This window comes from Bacillus sp. D7-8, from assembly GCF_052055895.1.
Lineage (GTDB): Bacteria > Bacillota > Bacilli > Bacillales > Bacillaceae > Bacillus > Bacillus velezensis.
Window position 1 is genome coordinate 3849204 of sequence record NZ_CP179922.1, and the last position, 17638, is coordinate 3866841.

Below are 17638 nucleotides of genomic sequence, written 5' to 3' on the forward strand. Positions count from 1 at the left end.
CGGTTAGTCCTGTTCAGGGTTTCTCAAGTAATAACCGACACCCCGTCTTGTGACGATCCAGTTCGGATGGCTCGGATTATCCTCGATTTTCTCGCGAAGGCGGCGCACTGTTACATCCACCGTTCTCACATCACCGAAATAGTCATAGCCCCACACAGTCTGCAGCAGATGCTCACGCGTCATAACCTGTCCGATATGTTTGGCTAAGTAATGAAGCAATTCAAACTCACGATGAGTCAGCTCGATCGTTTCTTCTCTTTTTGATACGACATAAGCGTCAGGGAAGATGACGAGAGAACCGATATGAATGTCATTAGAAGCTGATTCTTCCTCAGCCGGCGCAACCGTAAGCTGGCGGCGCAGGTTCGCTTTGACGCGGGCCAGAAGCTCACGCGTGCTGAAAGGCTTCGTGACATAGTCATCCGCTCCGATTTCAAGCCCGATGACCTTGTCAATCTCCGAGTCTTTTGCCGTCAGCATAATAATCGGCATATCATATTTTTTCCGGACTTCCCGGCACACTTCAACTCCGTCTTTATTCGGAAGCATAATATCTAAAAGAATTAAATCAGGCTGAAGCTCCTCCACCATTTCCACGGCTTCGTTTCCGTCGTACGCACAATGCACGTCATAGCCTTCTTTTCTTAAATTAAACTCTAATATATCTGCAATCGGTTTTTCATCATCGACTACAAGGATTTTCTTATCCATCATCTTGATTTTCCTCCTGCCAGAATGACTTCATTTCATCTATTGATGTTTCATGATGATCACAATTCGGATCGTAAAAAACGTTCCCCGTCTATTATAACGGTTTCAGGTCAAAAGATAAAAAAATTAAAGAGAACAGCGCAAAAACGTATTGAACTGCCATCCTTTTGTCATGTTTTTTATTTTCTTTTAAAAAATAATATTTTTTTGAAACCTCACGAAAAAAAACGCCGTCTAGTGTTTGACGTCTTCTTCTGGGCCGGCTGAAAAGCCGGCTCTCCCTTTTTTTATAACAAAAGAAAAAACGCACCTACTATTGCAGATGCGTTTGGGTAAGTGGCTCGGGACGGAATCGAACCGCCGACACACGGATTTTCAGTCCGTTGCTCTACCAACTGAGCTACCGAGCCAGATGTTTCTTTTCTATACTATAAAGTAAAGTAAAATGGCGGTCCGGACGGGACTCGAACCCGCGACCTCCTGCGTGACAGGCAGGCATTCTAACCAACTGAACTACCGGACCTTACAGTAATTTGTCCGGAGAGCCGTATCGTGGCGGCCCTCCGAGGACAAATAAGGAGTTAGCAATAACGCTAAAGTAAATCAATGACCCGTACGGGATTCGAACCCGTGTTACCGCCGTGAAAGGGCGGTGTCTTAACCGCTTGACCAACGGGCCATAAAAAGTGGTGAGCCATGAAGGACTCGAACCTTCGACCCTCTGATTAAAAGTCAGATGCTCTACCAACTGAGCTAATGGCTCCTGATGTGTCGGATTATGTATCATAGAGCATTCAGACAAAAGCTTTCTTGCAGTACTCTATTGAAGCTGTTCCGTAACAACGAGATTTATAATATCATAGAACATTCGAAAGTGGCAACTACTTTTTTGAAAAAAATCTATTATTTTTTTCCTACATAAAAAAACAAGCCTCCGTGACCGGAGGCTTGTTTGCTGCAAATTCTTAGTTAGCGCGATATACACTGCGGATGACGTTCGTTTGTGAACGGTCGGGACCGACAGAGAAAATAGAAAGCGGAATACCTGTCAGCTGAGATACGCGTTCCAGATAATGGCGCGCATTTTCAGGAAGATCGCTTAATGTTTTTGCGCCTGTGATATCTTCCGTCCAGCCAGGCATTTCTTCATATACCGGTTCACACTCTGCAAGAGCTTTCAGACTTGCCGGGAATTCTTCAATCACTTCACCTTTGTAGCGGTAAGCGACACAGATTTTCAATGTTTCAATGCCAGTCAGCACATCGATTGAGTTCAGAGAAAGATCTGTGATTCCGCTGACGCGGCGGGCGTGGCGGACAACAACGCTGTCAAACCAGCCGACACGGCGCGGACGGCCTGTCGTTGTGCCGTATTCGCGTCCGACTTCACGGATTTGATCCCCGATTTCATCTTTCAGCTCAGTCGGGAAAGGACCGTCACCGACACGGGTTGTGTACGCTTTAGATACACCGACGACGTGCTGGATTTTTGTCGGGCCTACGCCTGAACCGATCGTCACCCCTCCGGCGACCGGGTTGGATGAAGTGACAAACGGGTATGTCCCTTGGTCGATATCAAGCATAACCCCTTGAGCACCTTCAAATAAAACGCGGCGGCCTTCATCCAGCGCGTCATTTAAGACGACGGATGTATCGCATACATACTTTTTAATCTGCTGGCCGTATTCATAATACTCATCCAGAATATCTTCAATTTTGAAGCCTTCTGTTTCATACATTTTTTCAAGCAGACGGTTTTTCTCTTCAAGGTTCCGTTCAAGCTTTTCTGCAAACACGTCACGATCTAACAGGTCTGCGATCCGGATGCCGATCCGCGCCGCTTTGTCCATATAAGCAGGTCCGATGCCTTTTTTCGTTGTGCCGATCTTATTGGCCCCTTTGCGTTCTTCCTCTACTTCATCCAGTTTCAGATGGTATGGAAGAATGACGTGGGCTCTGTTGCTGATTCTCAAGTTATCCGTGCTCACATTGCGTTCATGAAGATACGCAAGCTCCGTTATGAGCGCTTTCGGATCAACAACCATTCCGTTCCCGATGACACACGCTTTTTCTTTATAAAAAATTCCTGATGGGATTAAATGAAGCTTGTACGTGACGCCATCAAACTTGATGGTATGTCCTGCATTGTTTCCGCCTTGATAACGTGCGATCACTTCTGCATTTTCTGATAGGAAATCTGTAATTTTACCTTTTCCTTCATCGCCCCACTGCGTACCTACTACGACTACTGAAGACATATATCCGTGCACCTCCGTTAACCTTTCAAAACGATATCTCATTCAAACAAATTAAGTGTATCAGTGCCGAAACAGAAAGTCAATCGTAAATCCGAACATTTAAATCTTATCAATCTATGTTTGTTCGCCTTAAACATGATTAAAAGCGTTTTCTCTTTCATTTGCTATCTATTACTCCCGAAACTTTCATGCTTTAACAAGAAAAAGAACCCGTAATCAGGGTTCTTCAGACAGTCACTTATATGCCGCTTGTATTCATCAGGACGACCCGCCAGCCGTCAGGATCTTCGATGGTCACGCCTTTTTCTTCCCAGTACGGGTTTTCGGGTGCTTTCTCCTCATATCCCATCTGCTTTAATGTCGTGCTGATGCGGATGACCTCCTGTTGATCCTGGATGTAAAAGACAAGCAGGCTGTCGCCGTGCGGAACGGGCGCCGGCTGAGACGCGCCGGTTTCTTCGGTGAATTCTAAGTGATATTGCGTATGGGGCAGGCCGAACATGACGCCGCTGTAGCCCTCATGTCCGGAAAAACTGCCGACCCTCTTCAGCCCGAGGCCCTCTTCATAAAACCTGATGATTTCTTTGAGCTGTCCGGTCGGCCGGGCAATCCGGATTTGCGCCGCTTGAAATTGCGGAAATTCAATTGCCATCATCATCCCTCCCTTAATGCCATTATATAAAAGCGCTTTCTTTTTTTCGTCTGCCGAACGGACGGCATTCTCTCATTCTTTCGGATGAAAAAAGCCTCAAGACATTGCTTGAGGCTTTACGCACCTGCCGGAACACCGCCGTCATCAAAGCGCCTTTCCAGGTTTACGAACTTATTGTATTCTTTCACAAAAGCCAGTGAGACGGTGCCCACCGGGCCGTTACGCTGTTTGGCAATAATGATTTCGATGATGTTTTTGTTTTCGGATTCTTTATCATAGTAATCATCACGATACAGGAAGGCGACGATGTCGGCATCCTGCTCAATACTTCCCGACTCACGGATATCTGACATCATCGGACGTTTATCCTGCCGCTGCTCAACACCCCGGGAGAGCTGAGACAGGGCGATGACCGGGACTTCAAGCTCCCGCGCCAGCGCTTTTAGCGCCCGTGAAATTTCCGATACCTCTTGCTGGCGGTTGTCGCTTGAACGGCCGCTTCCCTGAATGAGCTGCAGGTAGTCAATTAAAATCATGCCCAATCCGTTTTCCTGCTTCAGCCTGCGGCATTTTGAACGGATTTCGCTGACGCGGATGCCGGGGGTGTCATCTATAAAGATACCGCTGTTTGACAGACTTCCCATCGCCATCGTCAGCTTGCCCCAATCTTCTTCCGTCAGATTTCCCGTTCTGAGATTTTGGGCATTAATATTCCCTTCAGCGCAGAGCATACGCATGACAAGCTGCTCGGCACCCATCTCAAGACTGAATATCGCGACGCTCTCATCCGTTTTGGTGGCCACGTTTTGCGCAATATTTAAGGCGAACGCCGTTTTCCCCACAGACGGACGGGCCGCGACAATGATCAAATCATTCCGCTGAAAACCCGCCGTCATCCGGTCAAGCTCAATAAAACCAGTCGGAATCCCGGTAATATCGCCTTTCCGGTTGTGAAGCTGCTCAATGTTGTCATATGTTTGCACAAGCACGTCTTTGATATTTTGGAAGGCGCCCGAATTTTTTCGCTGCGCGACCTCCATAATTGTTTTTTCCGCATCGCTTAATAAATCTTCAACTTCATCCTCGCGCGTATACCCGTCTTGAGCGATCGAGGTCGCCGTTCTGATTAAACGGCGGAGAATCGATTTTTCCTCAACGATTTTCGCGTAATATTCTATATTAGCCGCTGTCGGAACGGAATTCGCGATGTCCGTCAGGTAAGAGACGCCTCCCACCTCTTCTAGCAAATCGGTATTCGCAAGCTCTGACGTTACCGTGACCAAATCAACCGGTTCACCGCGGTCTCCGAGCACGAGCATGGCATTGTAAATTTTTTGGTGTGACATTCTGTAGAAATCATCCGGAATCAACACTTCAGAAGCCAGTGTTAACGCAGACGGCTGTAAAAAAACAGCACCTAACACGGCCTGCTCAGCTTCTATGTTTTGCGGCGGCAGCCGATCATTCAGAAGGTCTGTCATGCTAAGCACCGTCCTCTCCTTAAAAAATATCCAAACTCCATTTTACCATTTCTCAAGAAAAAGAATAGAAAAACATCACTTTCCCTGTATTTGTCAAACAGCGGCTGCGTGTTTCGCCATTCCGAATGCCGGGAAACAAATAAATAAATCGAAACCAGGAGGTAAGAAGGATGAAAACATATGCAGTAACACCCAGTGTTGATGCGGACGGATGGTTTGTGAAGGTGGAAAATGTGGCGCCGACGGCTCTTTATACATCAAAGGACGCGGCGATTGAGAAAGCGGAGCAGACGGCTAAAGATAACAGCCCGTCTAAGCTTGTCATTTATGATCAGCATAAAAACATTGAAGAAGAACGGTCCTTTTAAGAAAAGCCTTCGCCCGAGCGAGGGCTTTTCTTAATCGATGAAACGGATGTGCAGCACCGTCTGCGCCATGAGATCGGCCGTTTTTTGATACAGCTCCCATTCTTCACAGGCGGCGAATACTTTCATCATATCCTGCAATGTCTGTTTCAGTATGATAAATTCGTCAATTGTCCGCAGTTCTGCGGCTTTTTTCTGATAATCAGCCAGCTTCAGCTGTAATAACATCAATGGCGATTGCATAAAAAACCTCCCCCATTCTGTTATAAAGCCCCGCTTTTCAAACCTCCATTCCTTTGTCATATCCTCTTACGATAGATTTCTGATTTTAGTACAATAAAGAAACGGAAGGAGTGATCACATGAAACCGCTGCAAATTTCCGCCGAAACGGCGCAAAAGCTCGCAGAATCACTGAATATGCCGCTTGAGAGAATCATGCACATGCCTCAGCACATTCTGCTTGCCAAATTAGCTGAAGTCCAAAAAGAGAACGATCACAAATAAAGGCTGCTCTCTCATATATATGTGCGGGAGGCGGAAGCGATGGCTTTCCGCCTCTTTTTTTCGCGAGGAAATTTTGGCAAAACATTCTTTGAACGGAACCGATCCGATTTTAACCGTCTCACAGCTGAAAAAACTTGTTGACGAAGGAAAAGTGAAACATTTCATATTATCCGGAAACAATTCAGGCAACACAAAGCTTGTCTCATGGATGAAAAAGAACGGCACAAAAATCTCAGCTGACCCATACAGCACCGAAAAAACAAGCTCAGCCCGGCAAGGAATGACAGGCGGCCCGGGCGGACAAAGTCAGCAGACTCTGTATGTGATGAAAAAATAGCTCGGAAAGAGGCTGGATAGTTAAACACCGGCCTCTTTATTTTGCTCTTGAAGCACCTGCCATGCGGCGCCGATATCATTCAGAAAAATGATTGATAAATACTTTCTATTTTTGAAACCATCAGTTCCTGACGCAGATGCCGGCCGGCATAGGAGCGCGCTTCTTTTCCAAGCCGTTCCCTGAGAGACTGATCCGTAATCAGCATTACGAGAGCATCAGCAAGTTCGCGGCTGTTGCCGGGCTGGCAAATAAGCCCTGTGGCCTCATGCCGGATCATCTCAGGGATTCCTCCGCAGTCAGTTGCGACAATGGCTTGACCTGAGAACATCGCTTCAATGATCGCTATAGGGAAATTATCATTCAATGTCGGCAGGACAAATATAGATGATTCAGCCAAAAGCGCCGGCACATCACGTCGTTTTCCGAGGAAAAACACATTTGAGAGGCCCAGTTTCCGTTTCTTTTCTTCCAGAAACCCTCTCATGTTTCCGTCTCCGATGATCCATATGTCGACTCCGGATAAATGATGCCGGATGTGTGCGAGAGCGTCCAGCAGCACATCATGTCCTTTTCGCTCGGTCAGACGGGAAACACACGCAATCACGAGCTTTTCAGCACGTTTTGGCTCAGGGGCATCCTGAATGTGAATGCCGGTATGAACAGTCGTCAGCTGAGTCTCCTTCGCTCCGTACTCCAGCAAGGGCTCGTGAAAGGAGTCGCTGATTGTAATGATTTTATCCGAAGCCCGGATACCCTGCCTTTCTATTTCACTGAAATATGCCTCTTCTATTGAACCCTTTTGGATTTTATGAAACTTCATCCGGCTTTTCGTAAAATGTCCGTGCGGCGTGAAAAAAAGAGGACGCTGATACGTTTGATTAAAGTATCCCAGCAAAAATACCGCAAATAAATCCTGCGCGTGAAACAGGTCATATTGTTCTAAGTCTATCTCCTTCAAAAATCTTTGAAAGACATGTAAATAGCTGAGATTCTTCACAAACTTTTCATTTGCGGCGCCGTATCTGCCAACAAGAAACGCTCTGATCTCGTCAGCGGCCCGCGGGATATCTTCCTGAAAAAAAGTTGGCGGCATTTGGAGCGGCGAGATGACATCCGCCTGATGACCGATGCGCTCAAAACCCGTCTTAATTGACGTGATATAACTCGCCAACCCTCCGACATTCGGGTAACGGAGAAAGGTTGCGTACAGAATACGCAATGGCTTTTTTCGTTTGGGGGAGCTTTTTCCTTCCGCACAGAACGAATACAGCATCTCTGGCTCACCTTGATGTTCGATCCCGTAAAATTGATCCATGACGCGCAATAAGGCTGGAGGCACCAGACCGTTCGGCTTGCCGATCTCTTCTTTCACATCCGCTCCCCCTCTCTCAAACTTATAATCCTAATTCCCGTCCCCATTTTGACACTTTGTCAACATGATACGGCAGCAGTTCCCCTCCCCGATTGTCGAAGATTCTCCGCAATTGGGTATGAAGCCCTTTCTCAAGTGTTCTCTGCAAATAAGCCATTTTATAAAGCGTCATAGGAGGGGTCTGAAAATGAATGCCCCGCTTTTTCATTTCTTTCGTATACACTTTTACGCAATACGTCCGAATATCTTCTGCGTGCCGGCTCCAATCTTTTCTGAAACCAAGCAGAATTTCAACCAGCACTGTCATGTCAAACCAAACCGGCGCGTATTTTGCGGATTCCCAATCGATGAATTGAATATTCCACGGTTCATGTCCGGACGCATCGTGGGTGCAGATATTCTGCATATGAAGATCACCGTGTGTGATGGCTGAGCCGTTTTGTATCAATTCAGGGAAAAAATCCGGCTCCTCCTGCTCAAGCAAGTTTGTGATTTGCCGATAATGAGGCTTCACGATATCTTTTGTGCGCTCATCTTTAAGAGCCCTATCCAATAATTCCGCTGTCTTTTTGATCTGCTTTTTACGCCCTTTTCGCATGGTTTCCGATTCGTATACCGGCAGCCACGACCGCCATTTACCGTCAGTAATATTCTTGTTTTCAAAGGTGCGGCTGTGCAGTTCTGCGACAGACGGAATAATATACTTGAAATGCTTCGGGTGAAATGTAAGCTGTCCCCTGATCTGGCTGACAAACTCCATAAATATCCACGTTTCATGGTCACTTTCTTCTATAAGATAGATATCCGGCAGCAAATCCCCTAAAACGGAACGGGCTTTCCCGTATATATTAATCTCGACCTTATTTTTTTCACGGGAAGATTTATATACTTTCAATATCAGCGGAACAGTGCCGGATTTTTTCTTTACAAACAGTTTATAAATGGCGCTTCTGTCCGTCGATTTCAGGCACGTGATGTCATCCGGATTCACCGCGGCCCTTTCACCGAACGAATACGACAGTTTTTCGTCAATTCTCAGTTTTTGAAATGCGCCATACAAAAGATCCTTTTCATACATGCCGATCTTCCTTCCGCTTCCGTTTCCAGCTGTTTTTGAGATGGGACCAAGTGTTTCTGATAAATGGCATCGGGTCATTCCAAGCAAAAAGGGCGTACTCTTTTTTTCCTTTACACCCTTTCCAAAAATCCCGGAACGTCATTTCTCTTCTTTTTCGTTTCTTCAAAAACGTTAAGAAGTAACGCACCTCATAAATCCAGTTGATTCCTTCTTTTTGTTCGAGCTGGGGCTTTACATGTTGTCCGGTCAAATACAGATAGTACATGTAAACGAAATGAACGCCTGCCGGTTCTGTCAGGCTATGGCTGAGCCAAAAGCGCGGATTAATTTCGATAAACTTGTAAACATTGTCCCGGGGATCCTTTTTAAATTCCGCCATGCCTACTCCTTTCAGCTGAATCGCTTCAAAAAACGGCAGGGTCTTCTCGATTAAATCAGGAAGCCGTTTGCTGACGACGTGGGCCCCCGCGCCAAAATCTGCAGGGAATTGATGGTTCTTTTGCAGAGAGAATAAGCCCGTTAATTTCATTTGGTCATCATAAAAAGTGGCGACTTTATAAAAACACTGGTTGTCTCCGGGGATGATCTCCTGCACGAGCAGTTCTCCATTTTCTCTGTAGGAGCTGAACTCCTTGCGCAATTGTGCGGCATCCTTCATTACAATTGCTTTTTTGTTTACTTTTTTTCTGTATTCATGGCCGGCCACCGGTTTTAAAATACACGGGAAGTCAATATTGGCGATGGCCTCTTCCAGCTCATCCTGATTGTTCGGAAAAAAGGTTTTCGGGCAGGGGATGTTATGCTTGACCGCTAATTCATATGCTTTGCTTTTATCTAAGACCGTTTCTAACAGAGAGTGGCTCGGGAGCAAAAATAAAAAAAAACCGGCTAATGTCTCGCGGAATTTAGATATAAATCCCGCATAATCATCAGATCCTGCGTACAGAACCGGCTTTGCTTGGAATCGCTTCCCGAAATCAGTCAGAAATGTCAGCAGTTCTTCCTCTTGTGTTAAAGGGCTGGGACATATCCCGCAATCTGCCAATCTTGATTTTCCGATACGATAAGGTCCCTCCGTGTCAAACGCGTAAACATCGATTCCTCTTCGGGCCAGGCTGCGAATGATCCCAATCCCGTTTGCACTGAAATCAAGTACAACGGCTGCATGTTCATGTTTCATGATCTCCCTCCGAGCTGTTGGTATTTTGATAAATCGATTCGATATTTTTTATCATCGTCTCACTGCTTAAATATTTCTCCGCGTAGGCCTTTGCGTTTGAAGCAGCTATCTTCCGCGCAGATTTGTTAGTGATAAAAAACGCTAAAGCCCGGGCAAGAACCTTTGCATTTCCCGGCTCGACAATAAGCCCCGTTTTGTTATGGCGGATCAGATCCGGAATACCCCCGCAATCGGTCGCGATGATAGCCGAGCCGCTGAACATCGCTTCAATAATCGAAATAGGCAGACTATCATTAATGGTCGGCAGTACGAATATGTCCGTCATATTCAAAATAGCGGGAACATCATCTCTTTTTCCTAAAAAGGAAACCATAGATAGATTCAGTTTTCGAGCCTGTTCCTCTAAGGCGCTCCTCATCTCTCCGTCGCCCGCGATCAGCACTTCAACATGCTCAAGTACATCAGATGGAATTCTCGAAAGGGCGTCCAGTAAATATTTGTGACCTTTTCTCGGGCCTAATCTTGCAATACACGAGATGATGATCTTATTTTTCGGTAACGGGGTTTTTCTTTTCCCGCCTGTTTTTGCATCGTAATCGATTCCTGTGATCACCGTTGTCATGTCTTCCTGTTCGGCTCCGAGCTTCATGAGGGGGCTGCGGAACGTATCGCTGATAATAATCAGGCGATCTGCGTATTCAATGGCTTTCATCTCTAATGTTTTATAATAAATCTCTTCTACCGAGCCTTTTTTAAAGATGTGAAATTTAAGTCTGTTGAAAGTAAACATGCCATGCGGTGTGAAAAATAAAGGTTTTTTATAGATTTGATTGAACCTGCCTAACATATTGGCTGTAAATAAATCTTGAGCGTGGAACACATCATATCTTTCCAAATGAATCTTTTGAAGCATTTGCTCGTATATAAACATCAGCCGATTATTTTTCAAAATATGATCGTTATAATCCCCATATCTGTCTTTAAAGAAATCTTTTAATTTCGGAACAACAGCCGTCCGCAGTTCTTTTACCTGTGCGGACGGAAACAGATTAGGGGATATGACATCCACCTTATGACCTCTCTTTTTCAGGCCTTCACTAAGCGTTTTAATATAGTTTGATAAACCGCCCGTGTGCGGGTAGTCCCAAAACGTGGCAATCAAAATGGATAACTTCTTTTTTTTCCTGTATACCGGCGGAATTTGATCTGCATGTTTCATCTGTGTCTTTATGGCTTTCTGTTTTTGCGGGCGCGTTTTGACCCCGTAGTAGCTGTCAAGCGTCTGGATCATATACGGATAGGGGACGGAAAATGTCTTGTTCATTTCCAGATCCTCCGCACGATTTCAAAAGCTTCTGCGTATTCCACACCCGCCGTCATCCCTCTGACTTTTCCTAAATGCTTTACGCCTTCATATGAACGGGGATGAGGGTAATCCCTCATTTCTACGTCATAGTGGTGAAGCGCCGCGAGTTTGGCATCCATTGTGTCTGTGATATTGACGAAATAATTGGGCTTGAAGAGTTTATCAGCCGTATTTCTCTCCCACTCGCTTGAAGATAGCGTTTCAAACGTAAGCAGTTCGATAGGCTTTTGATTCGGAAGCGGTCTGGCGGCTGTTAAAACTGCTTGGAATGTTCTCTGGTGGTCCATATTGATATCGCCGTAATGATGTGTAAAGATTTTATCAGGCTGATAGACGCGAATGAGCTGCTCTAATTCTTTGACAAGCTTATGAAGAGGGATACATTCCAGCTCTAAATTCGTGTGCTCCAAAAAGATGACTTTCTCAATTCCAAGCTCTTGATTCGCGCGTTCGCCTAATTGTTTAATATGATGAGCTTCTTCTTTTCTTCCTAATGCCGTAATAACGGAAATCACTTTATATCCTTCATTGATCAGCCGTTTTATGGTGCCCGCTGATCCCAATAGTTCATCATCGGGATGAGCGCCGATAACCATAATGTATTCTGCCATTTTTTCCACACTCCACCAAACAAATGTTACAAATATCATATGACGACCCTAAAAAAAGGAAACTTACATGTGCGGATTTTCAGAAACTTACATGTGCGGCTGCCATTCCAGGTAACGTGACGGATTTAATTTTTTTATAGTGTTCAAAAACTCATCCGCCAAGCCGTATTTGTCCAGTCCTTTTAATAGTTTTACGGGAAACCGGGTAATGGCGGAAAAAGCTCTTTTATGGTCGATGACTTTAAGATTGCCGTATTCATTGATCAGAATGTGCCTGATTTCGGCATCCCATCTGGTAAAACCGATTTTCTTTAATTCATCCAGCATATTTAAAATATCAGCAGTCAGTTTGACGGACAGGGATTTTTCTTTTTTGATATGGCGGGCAAGAGAGGTGCCTTGGACGTATTCCATCACAATATAACGATCTCCGTATTCATACAGTCTTGGAATCACCGGGGAACCTTGTCCGGTCTTTAAAGCTGCCAATTCCTTCTTACATGTCTCTTGATCAAAGAAATATTTTACGCATTTGTTGTATGTCAAACGATAGACTTCCCCGTCTTTTCCGTCTCCGATCAGCGGATAGTGCTCCAGTGCCTTTTTATTCTCCGGATTATGAAAATATGTTTCAGAAAAAAATCGTTTCATACCGACACATCCTTCGTTATGATGTAATATAATATGCAATATGGTAATGATAGGAAATGAAACAACCTCATCATTTTCTTGCGCTGCGCCGTCTGCAGACATGAAAAAAAAACCCGCCGGATCGGCGGGTTTTTCATTGTGTATTACGCTTCTTCTTTTACGTGAACCTTCAGCACAGCCTGAACTTCAGGGTGCAGCTTTACAGGAACGTTTGTATATCCCAGTGTGCGGATACCGTCTTGGAGCTCCAGTTTCCGTTTATCCACTTTAATCTTATGCGTTTTTTGCAGCGCTTCTGCAATCTGTTTGCTTGTGACAGATCCGAATAGACGGCCGCCTTCACCGGATTTGGCACTCAGCTCAACAGTCAGCTGTTCAAGCGTTTCTTTCAAATCTTTCGCTCTTTCAAGCTCGGCAATCGCTTCTTTTTTCTCTTTTTCTTTCTGTCCTTTCAATGCGCTGATGTTTGTCGCATTTGCTTCGACAGCGAGGCCTTTTTTAATGAGAAAGTTATGTGCATAACCGTCTGCTACGTTTTTCATTTCGCCTTTTTTTCCTTTACCTTTTACATCTTGTAAGAAAATAACCTTCATCTCTGAACGCCTCCTTCAAAATATTCATCAATGGCTTCCTTCAGCCGGACGAGCGCTTCTGAGACAGAAATGCCCGATAACTGGGTTGCCGCATTGGTTAAATGCCCTCCGCCATCCAGCGCCTCCATAATAATCTGCACATTGACCTCGCCCAGCGATCTCGCACTGATGCACACCGTATGCTCATCCCGTCTGGCTACCGCAAATGAAGCTTCCACTTCACTCATCGATAAGAGGGAATCAGCCGCCTGCGCAATCAGCACCTGGTCAAAGTACTCCTCTTCGTTCTCAGGAAGAGAAGCAATCGCGATATGTTCTTTATAAAGAGACGTATGCTGGATCAGTTTCGCCCGCTTGATATAAGAACCGACGGATTCTTTGAGAACTTTCTGCACCAGAACCGTATCTGCGCCTTTCGCTCTCAAATAAGAAGCGGCGTCGAACGTCCGCGAGCCCGTGCGAAGGGAAAAACTCTTCGTATCCACTATTATACCAGCTAACAGGGCCGTCGCTTCAATCATATTGATTTTGAGCCGCTTCGGCTGGTATTCAAGCAGCTCCGTCACGAGTTCTGCGGTGGATGAAGCGTATGGCTCCATATAAACGAGCAGCGGGTCTTTAATAAATTCCTCGCCTCTGCGGTGGTGGTCAATCACAACGATGTGCTCGATTTTGTTCACGAGACGCTCTTCCATCACAAGGGACGGTTTATGTGTATCAACGACGACAAGCAGCGTGTCGTCATTTGAAATTTCCATCGCCTCTTCCGGCGTGATGAACCGCGACCACAGCTCTTCATATTTTTTAATTTCTTCAATCAGACGCTGAACGCTTGATCCGATCTGGTTCGGATCAATGACGATGTAGCCGTCTTTGCCGTTGGCCTGCGCCACCTTCAATATTCCGATTGCGGCTCCGACTGCGTCCATATCAGGAAATTTGTGCCCCATAATAATGACATTGCTGCTTTCTGAGACAATTTCCTTGAGCGCGTGAGAAATCACCCGGGCGCGCACCCTTGTGCGCTTCTCCATCGGATTCGTTTTGCCGCCGTAAAATTTCACCTTGCCGTTCGGCATTTTGATCGCCACTTGGTCGCCTCCGCGGCCGAGAGCCAAATCGAGGCTGGACTGCGCCAGATCTCCAAGCTCCTTCAAGGAAGAAACCGATGCGCCGATCCCGATGCTGAGGGTCAAAGATACAGTGTGAACGGATGTTTTTTCTCGGATTTCATCCAAAATCGAAAATTTCGCGTTTTCAAGCTCCGTTAAAATGTGTTCATTTAACACCGCGATAAACCGCTCCGAGGACGTCCGTTTCAGGAAAATGCCGTACTCCTGCGCCCACGCATTTAATAATGAGGTGACCTGGCTGTTCATCGTACTTCTCGTTTGGTCATCCAGCCCCTGTGTGACGTCATCATAGTTATCTAAGAAGATATATGCCAGCACGGTTCTCTCATTTTCGTACTGCTTTTCAATCTGAATCTGTTCTGTCACATCAAAGAAATAAAGCAGGCGCTCATCTCTTTTAATCACTACTTTAAACTTCCGCTCATTCAAGGTGATCGTTTCCGAATCGACCTCCTGCTTGATCAGCGGCACGACGGCCTCGCATGTGTCATACAGCGACCGTCCGACGAGCGTGCTTTCATTAAAACAGGAAGACAAAAACGGATTCGCCCACTCAATGTAATATTGATCATTAAACAGCATAATCCCGATAGGCATTTCCATTAATGCCTCTTCGCCTACTTTTTTCAATCTATACGATAACGTGGAGATATAATCGTCAATTTCTTTTCTGATCAGAGAATCCGCACGCTTAATGAAAAACAAGATCACGGCGAGCAGCACAACGCCGATGGCTCCTATCAGCCAGTTAAAGTAAATGCTGATGAGAATTATGATGATTGACAATGCAATCAATGCATAGATGGGATACCGAAACAACGGTTTTTCATAAAAACTAGGCATTTCTATCAACTCCCCACCTGTAAGTCACACTCAATTTCGCGTCACCTTATTTCTTATGTTAAAGCCTATGTCAATGATGCCTAAGAGGAGATACACGGACAAGATAAGCGGAAAAAGCACCCCCAGCACAATTGCTAATACAGGAACGGCTTTCGGCATCTCCATTTCGCGGCAATAGAAAAAAATAAACGCTAATCCTTGAATACAAATCAGCAAGCTGAGAATAAATCCCCCATTCAATGAAACCGAATACAGCATATGCCCTTTTTCTAAAGGCAGAAACCCTAATATCGTCACAATAAAATACAGAATGACAACGCTTTGCGGGAGTTTGAGCTCTCTAAAAGGCTTCATCTTCGGAAGATCAGGGGAAAATCGCCGTAAAAGCGGCCTTGCCATAGCATAACTGAGGAAAGAAAAAACGATGCCGGTCAATACGAGCACTGTCGGAAAAAGATATTGAACCGTGCTCAGCTGACTTTCCATCAGCTTGATCTGCTTCCCGAACTGGTCTCCGTAACCGAGCTGTTTTGACATGGTTTCTGCTAAAGACAGCGACTCCCGAAGCTGGGACATGGTGGTATCAACCACATTCATATTAAGAAACACGATGCTGACCACAAAAAAAACGACGCCGCACAACACATACGCCATAGCGCCGGCAGCAACCGCATAGCCGGGCTGTTTCTTTTTAAAATAATATCCCATGGCGATTCCCGTACAGGCCGCCGTAAAAGCGCCTGTAAGCCCGGTAAACGAACCTACAATAAAGCTGACAGGAAGGCTGGCAAGCCCCATCCATACCCCGGACTTCAGACCGTGCCGAATGGTGTAAAGAATGATCGGCAGCGGCAAAGCAAAGAGAAGAATTGCCCCCAGTAAAGGGAGGTACACGACCAAAAGGGAAATGATTGCAAAAATACTGATCAAAATGGCGCCTTCTATTAGAGCCCTTGTATTTTTCACTTACTCACCTCAAACCTTGTATCATTCGAACATACGAATAGAAAAGAGCAGCTTAGACGACTGCTCTTTTGACGCCGCAATGTCTCTTTCAAGACCTGAATTTTCCATAAACTCTCCAAAATACACGTATATATTTTAACATAAGTCGAAATCGCAAGTAAAATGAGCACGGACAGCCGCAATGTTCCATGTGAAACATGAAAACAGACAAACGGACATCCCAGTGAAAGAATGCCCGTTGTATCAGTGATCCTGATCATCCATGAAACCAGAAGTATCTCTGTTTTTCTTTTTGGTTTTTCGTACATATAACAAGACGATAACGATAAGTAAGAGAGTGGTCGCCTGCAAAACCCCGCTGCTGAAAAGGAAGAAGTTCTTTATCATGTCCCACATATAGTTTCACCTCTATTTCGTATTTCCTTTACATTGAGTTTCCCTTTCTGGAAACTTCAAAACATCAGGAACAACATCGGGGCCGGGGCATATGCTGAAAGTGAAAATGAAGGATAAAGGAGATTCTTACACCATGACTGAGCGGAGAACATTAGCATGGCATGAAACGTTAGAACTGCATGAGTTAGTGGCTTTCCAGGCAAACGGACTTGTGAAATTAAAAAGAACAGAGCGGGACGTAAGCGATGCCAGATTAAAACAGCTTTACAGATTTTCCATCCATTCGCTGGAACAAAATCTGCGTGAACTGCTTCCTTTCTTCCCTGAAGCTCCCGCCTTTCGTGAGGATGAAACAGAAGAGCGCGCTGATTCCTCCTTTTACAGCGGCGGCCTGCTGATCCTGGCCAAAACATCTGTCCGCAATTATGCCGGAGCCATTACAGAGACGGCCACACCTCAATTAAGACACGTCTTCGTCAAGCACTTAAACGCGGCCATCAAGTGGCATCAAATGGTCTTTGAGTATATGGAAGAACGGGGTCAATATCCGGCTTACAACCTGAGCGAATTGCTGAAGAATGATGTGCGCAACGCCAGAAAAGCCATCGCGATGAAATAAAAAAAAGCAGCAAGGAATTTAATCCTTTGCTGCTTCTTATTTTTGAGCGGACTGATCTTGAGGAGACGTTTTTTCCCGGTATGCCTCGAGAAACTCCCGGTTGGCATCTCCCCATTTCTTCATTTGCAAAACGATCGGTTCCAGCGACCTGCCGAATTCGGTAAGAGAATACTCCACCTTTGGAGGCACCTGCTGATATACCTCGCGATGCACGATGCCGTCCGCCTCAAGCTCGCGAAGCTGAAGCGTCAGCATACGCTGCGTAATGCTGGGGCAAATGCGCCGAAACTCATTAAACCGCTTTTTTCCGCCGATCATATGATAAAACAAAATACCCTTCCACTTTCCGCCGATAACGGAAAGCGTCAGTTCAACCGGACAACCTTCTTTATTCGGATATATGTTCATTTTTCATCCTCCATAGTACCTTTTTTGATACTATATGCTGATTAGCATCTGACTTACCCAGTATTTTACTCGCAATCCTCTCCACCTCTCAACAAAAATGCTTCTTTTTCACA

Annotated in this window: 19 protein-coding genes, 4 tRNA genes and 1 pseudogene; 4 read left to right on the forward strand and 20 right to left on the reverse strand. The window is 45.5% G+C overall.

The window, feature by feature from the left end:
• Positions 1 to 3: 3 nt before the first annotated feature.
• From walR to dnaB, 8 genes are all read right to left on the reverse strand, one after another.
• Positions 4 to 711, reverse strand: a complete 708-nt coding sequence (gene walR, locus ACKTRM_RS19015; protein WP_004393104.1) for a cell wall metabolism DNA-binding response regulator WalR — start codon at positions 709 to 711, stop codon at positions 4 to 6.
• A 337-nt stretch (positions 712 to 1048) separates the two neighbouring features.
• Positions 1049 to 1121: transfer RNA gene (locus ACKTRM_RS19020), tRNA-Phe, on the reverse strand.
• 36 nt (positions 1122 to 1157) lie between these two features.
• Positions 1158 to 1234 (reverse strand) — tRNA-Asp (locus tag ACKTRM_RS19025).
• 84 nt (positions 1235 to 1318) lie between these two features.
• Positions 1319 to 1390 (reverse strand) — tRNA-Glu (locus tag ACKTRM_RS19030).
• Positions 1391 to 1398: 8 nt separating this feature from the next.
• Positions 1399 to 1474 (reverse strand) — tRNA-Lys (locus ACKTRM_RS19035).
• 202 nt (positions 1475 to 1676) lie between these two features.
• The gene (gene purA, locus ACKTRM_RS19040) at positions 1677 to 2969 is read right to left on the reverse strand and encodes an adenylosuccinate synthase (RefSeq protein ID WP_012118894.1); all 1293 of its coding nucleotides are present in this window, start codon (positions 2967 to 2969) and stop codon (positions 1677 to 1679) included.
• 238 nt (positions 2970 to 3207) lie between these two features.
• Positions 3208 to 3621, reverse strand: a complete 414-nt coding sequence (locus tag ACKTRM_RS19045) for a VOC family protein (protein WP_041482233.1) — start codon at positions 3619 to 3621, stop codon at positions 3208 to 3210.
• Between the two features lie 116 nt (positions 3622 to 3737).
• Positions 3738 to 5102, reverse strand: coding sequence for a replicative DNA helicase (dnaB, locus tag ACKTRM_RS19050; protein ID WP_004393100.1), 1365 nt, complete (start codon positions 5100 to 5102; stop codon positions 3738 to 3740).
• A 170-nt stretch (positions 5103 to 5272) separates the two neighbouring features.
• Here dnaB and ACKTRM_RS19055 point away from each other — a divergent pair, with 170 nt between their 5' ends.
• A complete protein-coding gene (locus ACKTRM_RS19055) occupies positions 5273 to 5470 on the forward strand; it encodes a DUF2188 domain-containing protein (protein WP_012118897.1) in 198 nt (65 codons plus the stop codon).
• Between the two features lie 30 nt (positions 5471 to 5500).
• On the opposite strand, the gene ACKTRM_RS19060 is transcribed toward ACKTRM_RS19055, so the two are convergent.
• Positions 5501 to 5710, reverse strand: a complete 210-nt coding sequence (locus ACKTRM_RS19060) for a hypothetical protein (RefSeq protein WP_012118898.1) — start codon at positions 5708 to 5710, stop codon at positions 5501 to 5503.
• Positions 5711 to 5828: 118 nt separating this feature from the next.
• Here ACKTRM_RS19060 and ACKTRM_RS19065 point away from each other — a divergent pair, with 118 nt between their 5' ends.
• The gene (locus ACKTRM_RS19065; RefSeq protein WP_007407902.1) at positions 5829 to 5972 is read left to right on the forward strand and encodes a YycC family protein; all 144 of its coding nucleotides are present in this window, start codon (positions 5829 to 5831) and stop codon (positions 5970 to 5972) included.
• An 85-nt stretch (positions 5973 to 6057) separates the two neighbouring features.
• A pseudogene (locus tag ACKTRM_RS19070) lies at positions 6058 to 6309 on the forward strand (hypothetical protein); the annotation flags it as partial.
• A gap of 79 nt (positions 6310 to 6388) precedes the next feature.
• Here the strand turns inward: ACKTRM_RS19070 and ACKTRM_RS19075 are convergent.
• The 10 genes from ACKTRM_RS19075 to ACKTRM_RS19120 all read right to left on the reverse strand — a co-directional run bounded on the left by ACKTRM_RS19075 (position 6389) and on the right by ACKTRM_RS19120 (position 16498).
• Positions 6389 to 7681 (reverse strand): glycosyltransferase family 4 protein, encoded by a 1293-nt coding sequence (locus tag ACKTRM_RS19075; RefSeq protein WP_012118900.1) that lies wholly within the window; start codon positions 7679 to 7681, stop codon positions 6389 to 6391.
• 22 nt (positions 7682 to 7703) lie between these two features.
• On the reverse strand, positions 7704 to 8759 hold the full coding sequence (locus tag ACKTRM_RS19080; RefSeq protein ID WP_012118901.1) for a phosphotransferase: 1056 nt from the start codon (positions 8757 to 8759) through the stop codon (positions 7704 to 7706).
• Positions 8752 to 9939 carry a carboxylate--amine ligase gene (locus ACKTRM_RS19085; RefSeq protein ID WP_012118902.1) on the reverse strand — a complete coding sequence of 396 codons (1188 nt, stop codon included), beginning with the start codon at positions 9937 to 9939 and terminating at the stop codon, positions 8752 to 8754. Before ACKTRM_RS19085 ends, ACKTRM_RS19080 begins: the two co-directional genes overlap by 8 nt.
• Complete coding sequence (locus ACKTRM_RS19090; protein WP_012118903.1) at positions 9929 to 11263, reverse strand: glycosyltransferase family 4 protein; 1335 nt, start codon at positions 11261 to 11263, stop codon at positions 9929 to 9931. The genes ACKTRM_RS19085 and ACKTRM_RS19090 overlap by 11 nt, the downstream gene beginning before the upstream one ends.
• Positions 11260 to 11916: a PIG-L deacetylase family protein gene (locus ACKTRM_RS19095; RefSeq protein WP_023357224.1), complete on the reverse strand. Its 657-nt coding sequence runs from the start codon at positions 11914 to 11916 to the stop codon at positions 11260 to 11262. The genes ACKTRM_RS19090 and ACKTRM_RS19095 overlap by 4 nt, the downstream gene beginning before the upstream one ends.
• Before the next feature lie 87 nt (positions 11917 to 12003).
• Complete coding sequence (locus ACKTRM_RS19100; protein WP_041482281.1) at positions 12004 to 12567, reverse strand: kinase; 564 nt, start codon at positions 12565 to 12567, stop codon at positions 12004 to 12006.
• A gap of 143 nt (positions 12568 to 12710) precedes the next feature.
• A complete protein-coding gene (rplI, locus tag ACKTRM_RS19105) occupies positions 12711 to 13160 on the reverse strand; it encodes a 50S ribosomal protein L9 (RefSeq protein WP_004393063.1) in 450 nt (149 codons plus the stop codon).
• The gene (locus ACKTRM_RS19110) at positions 13157 to 15136 is read right to left on the reverse strand and encodes a DHH family phosphoesterase (protein ID WP_012118906.1); all 1980 of its coding nucleotides are present in this window, start codon (positions 15134 to 15136) and stop codon (positions 13157 to 13159) included. Before ACKTRM_RS19110 ends, rplI begins: the two co-directional genes overlap by 4 nt.
• Before the next feature lie 30 nt (positions 15137 to 15166).
• Entirely contained in the window at positions 15167 to 16102 is a 936-nt protein-coding gene (locus ACKTRM_RS19115; RefSeq protein ID WP_012118907.1) for a YybS family protein, read from the reverse strand.
• Positions 16103 to 16345: 243 nt separating this feature from the next.
• A complete protein-coding gene (locus tag ACKTRM_RS19120) occupies positions 16346 to 16498 on the reverse strand; it encodes a hypothetical protein (protein ID WP_004393059.1) in 153 nt (50 codons plus the stop codon).
• A 133-nt stretch (positions 16499 to 16631) separates the two neighbouring features.
• On the opposite strand from ACKTRM_RS19120, the gene ACKTRM_RS19125 reads away from it, so the two are divergent.
• Entirely contained in the window at positions 16632 to 17117 is a 486-nt protein-coding gene (locus ACKTRM_RS19125; protein ID WP_007407913.1) for a spore coat protein, read from the forward strand.
• A gap of 36 nt (positions 17118 to 17153) precedes the next feature.
• Here ACKTRM_RS19125 and ACKTRM_RS19130 read toward each other — a convergent pair whose 3' ends face one another.
• Positions 17154 to 17525: a winged helix-turn-helix transcriptional regulator gene (locus ACKTRM_RS19130; RefSeq protein WP_007615010.1), complete on the reverse strand. Its 372-nt coding sequence runs from the start codon at positions 17523 to 17525 to the stop codon at positions 17154 to 17156.
• Positions 17526 to 17638 lie beyond the last annotated feature (113 nt).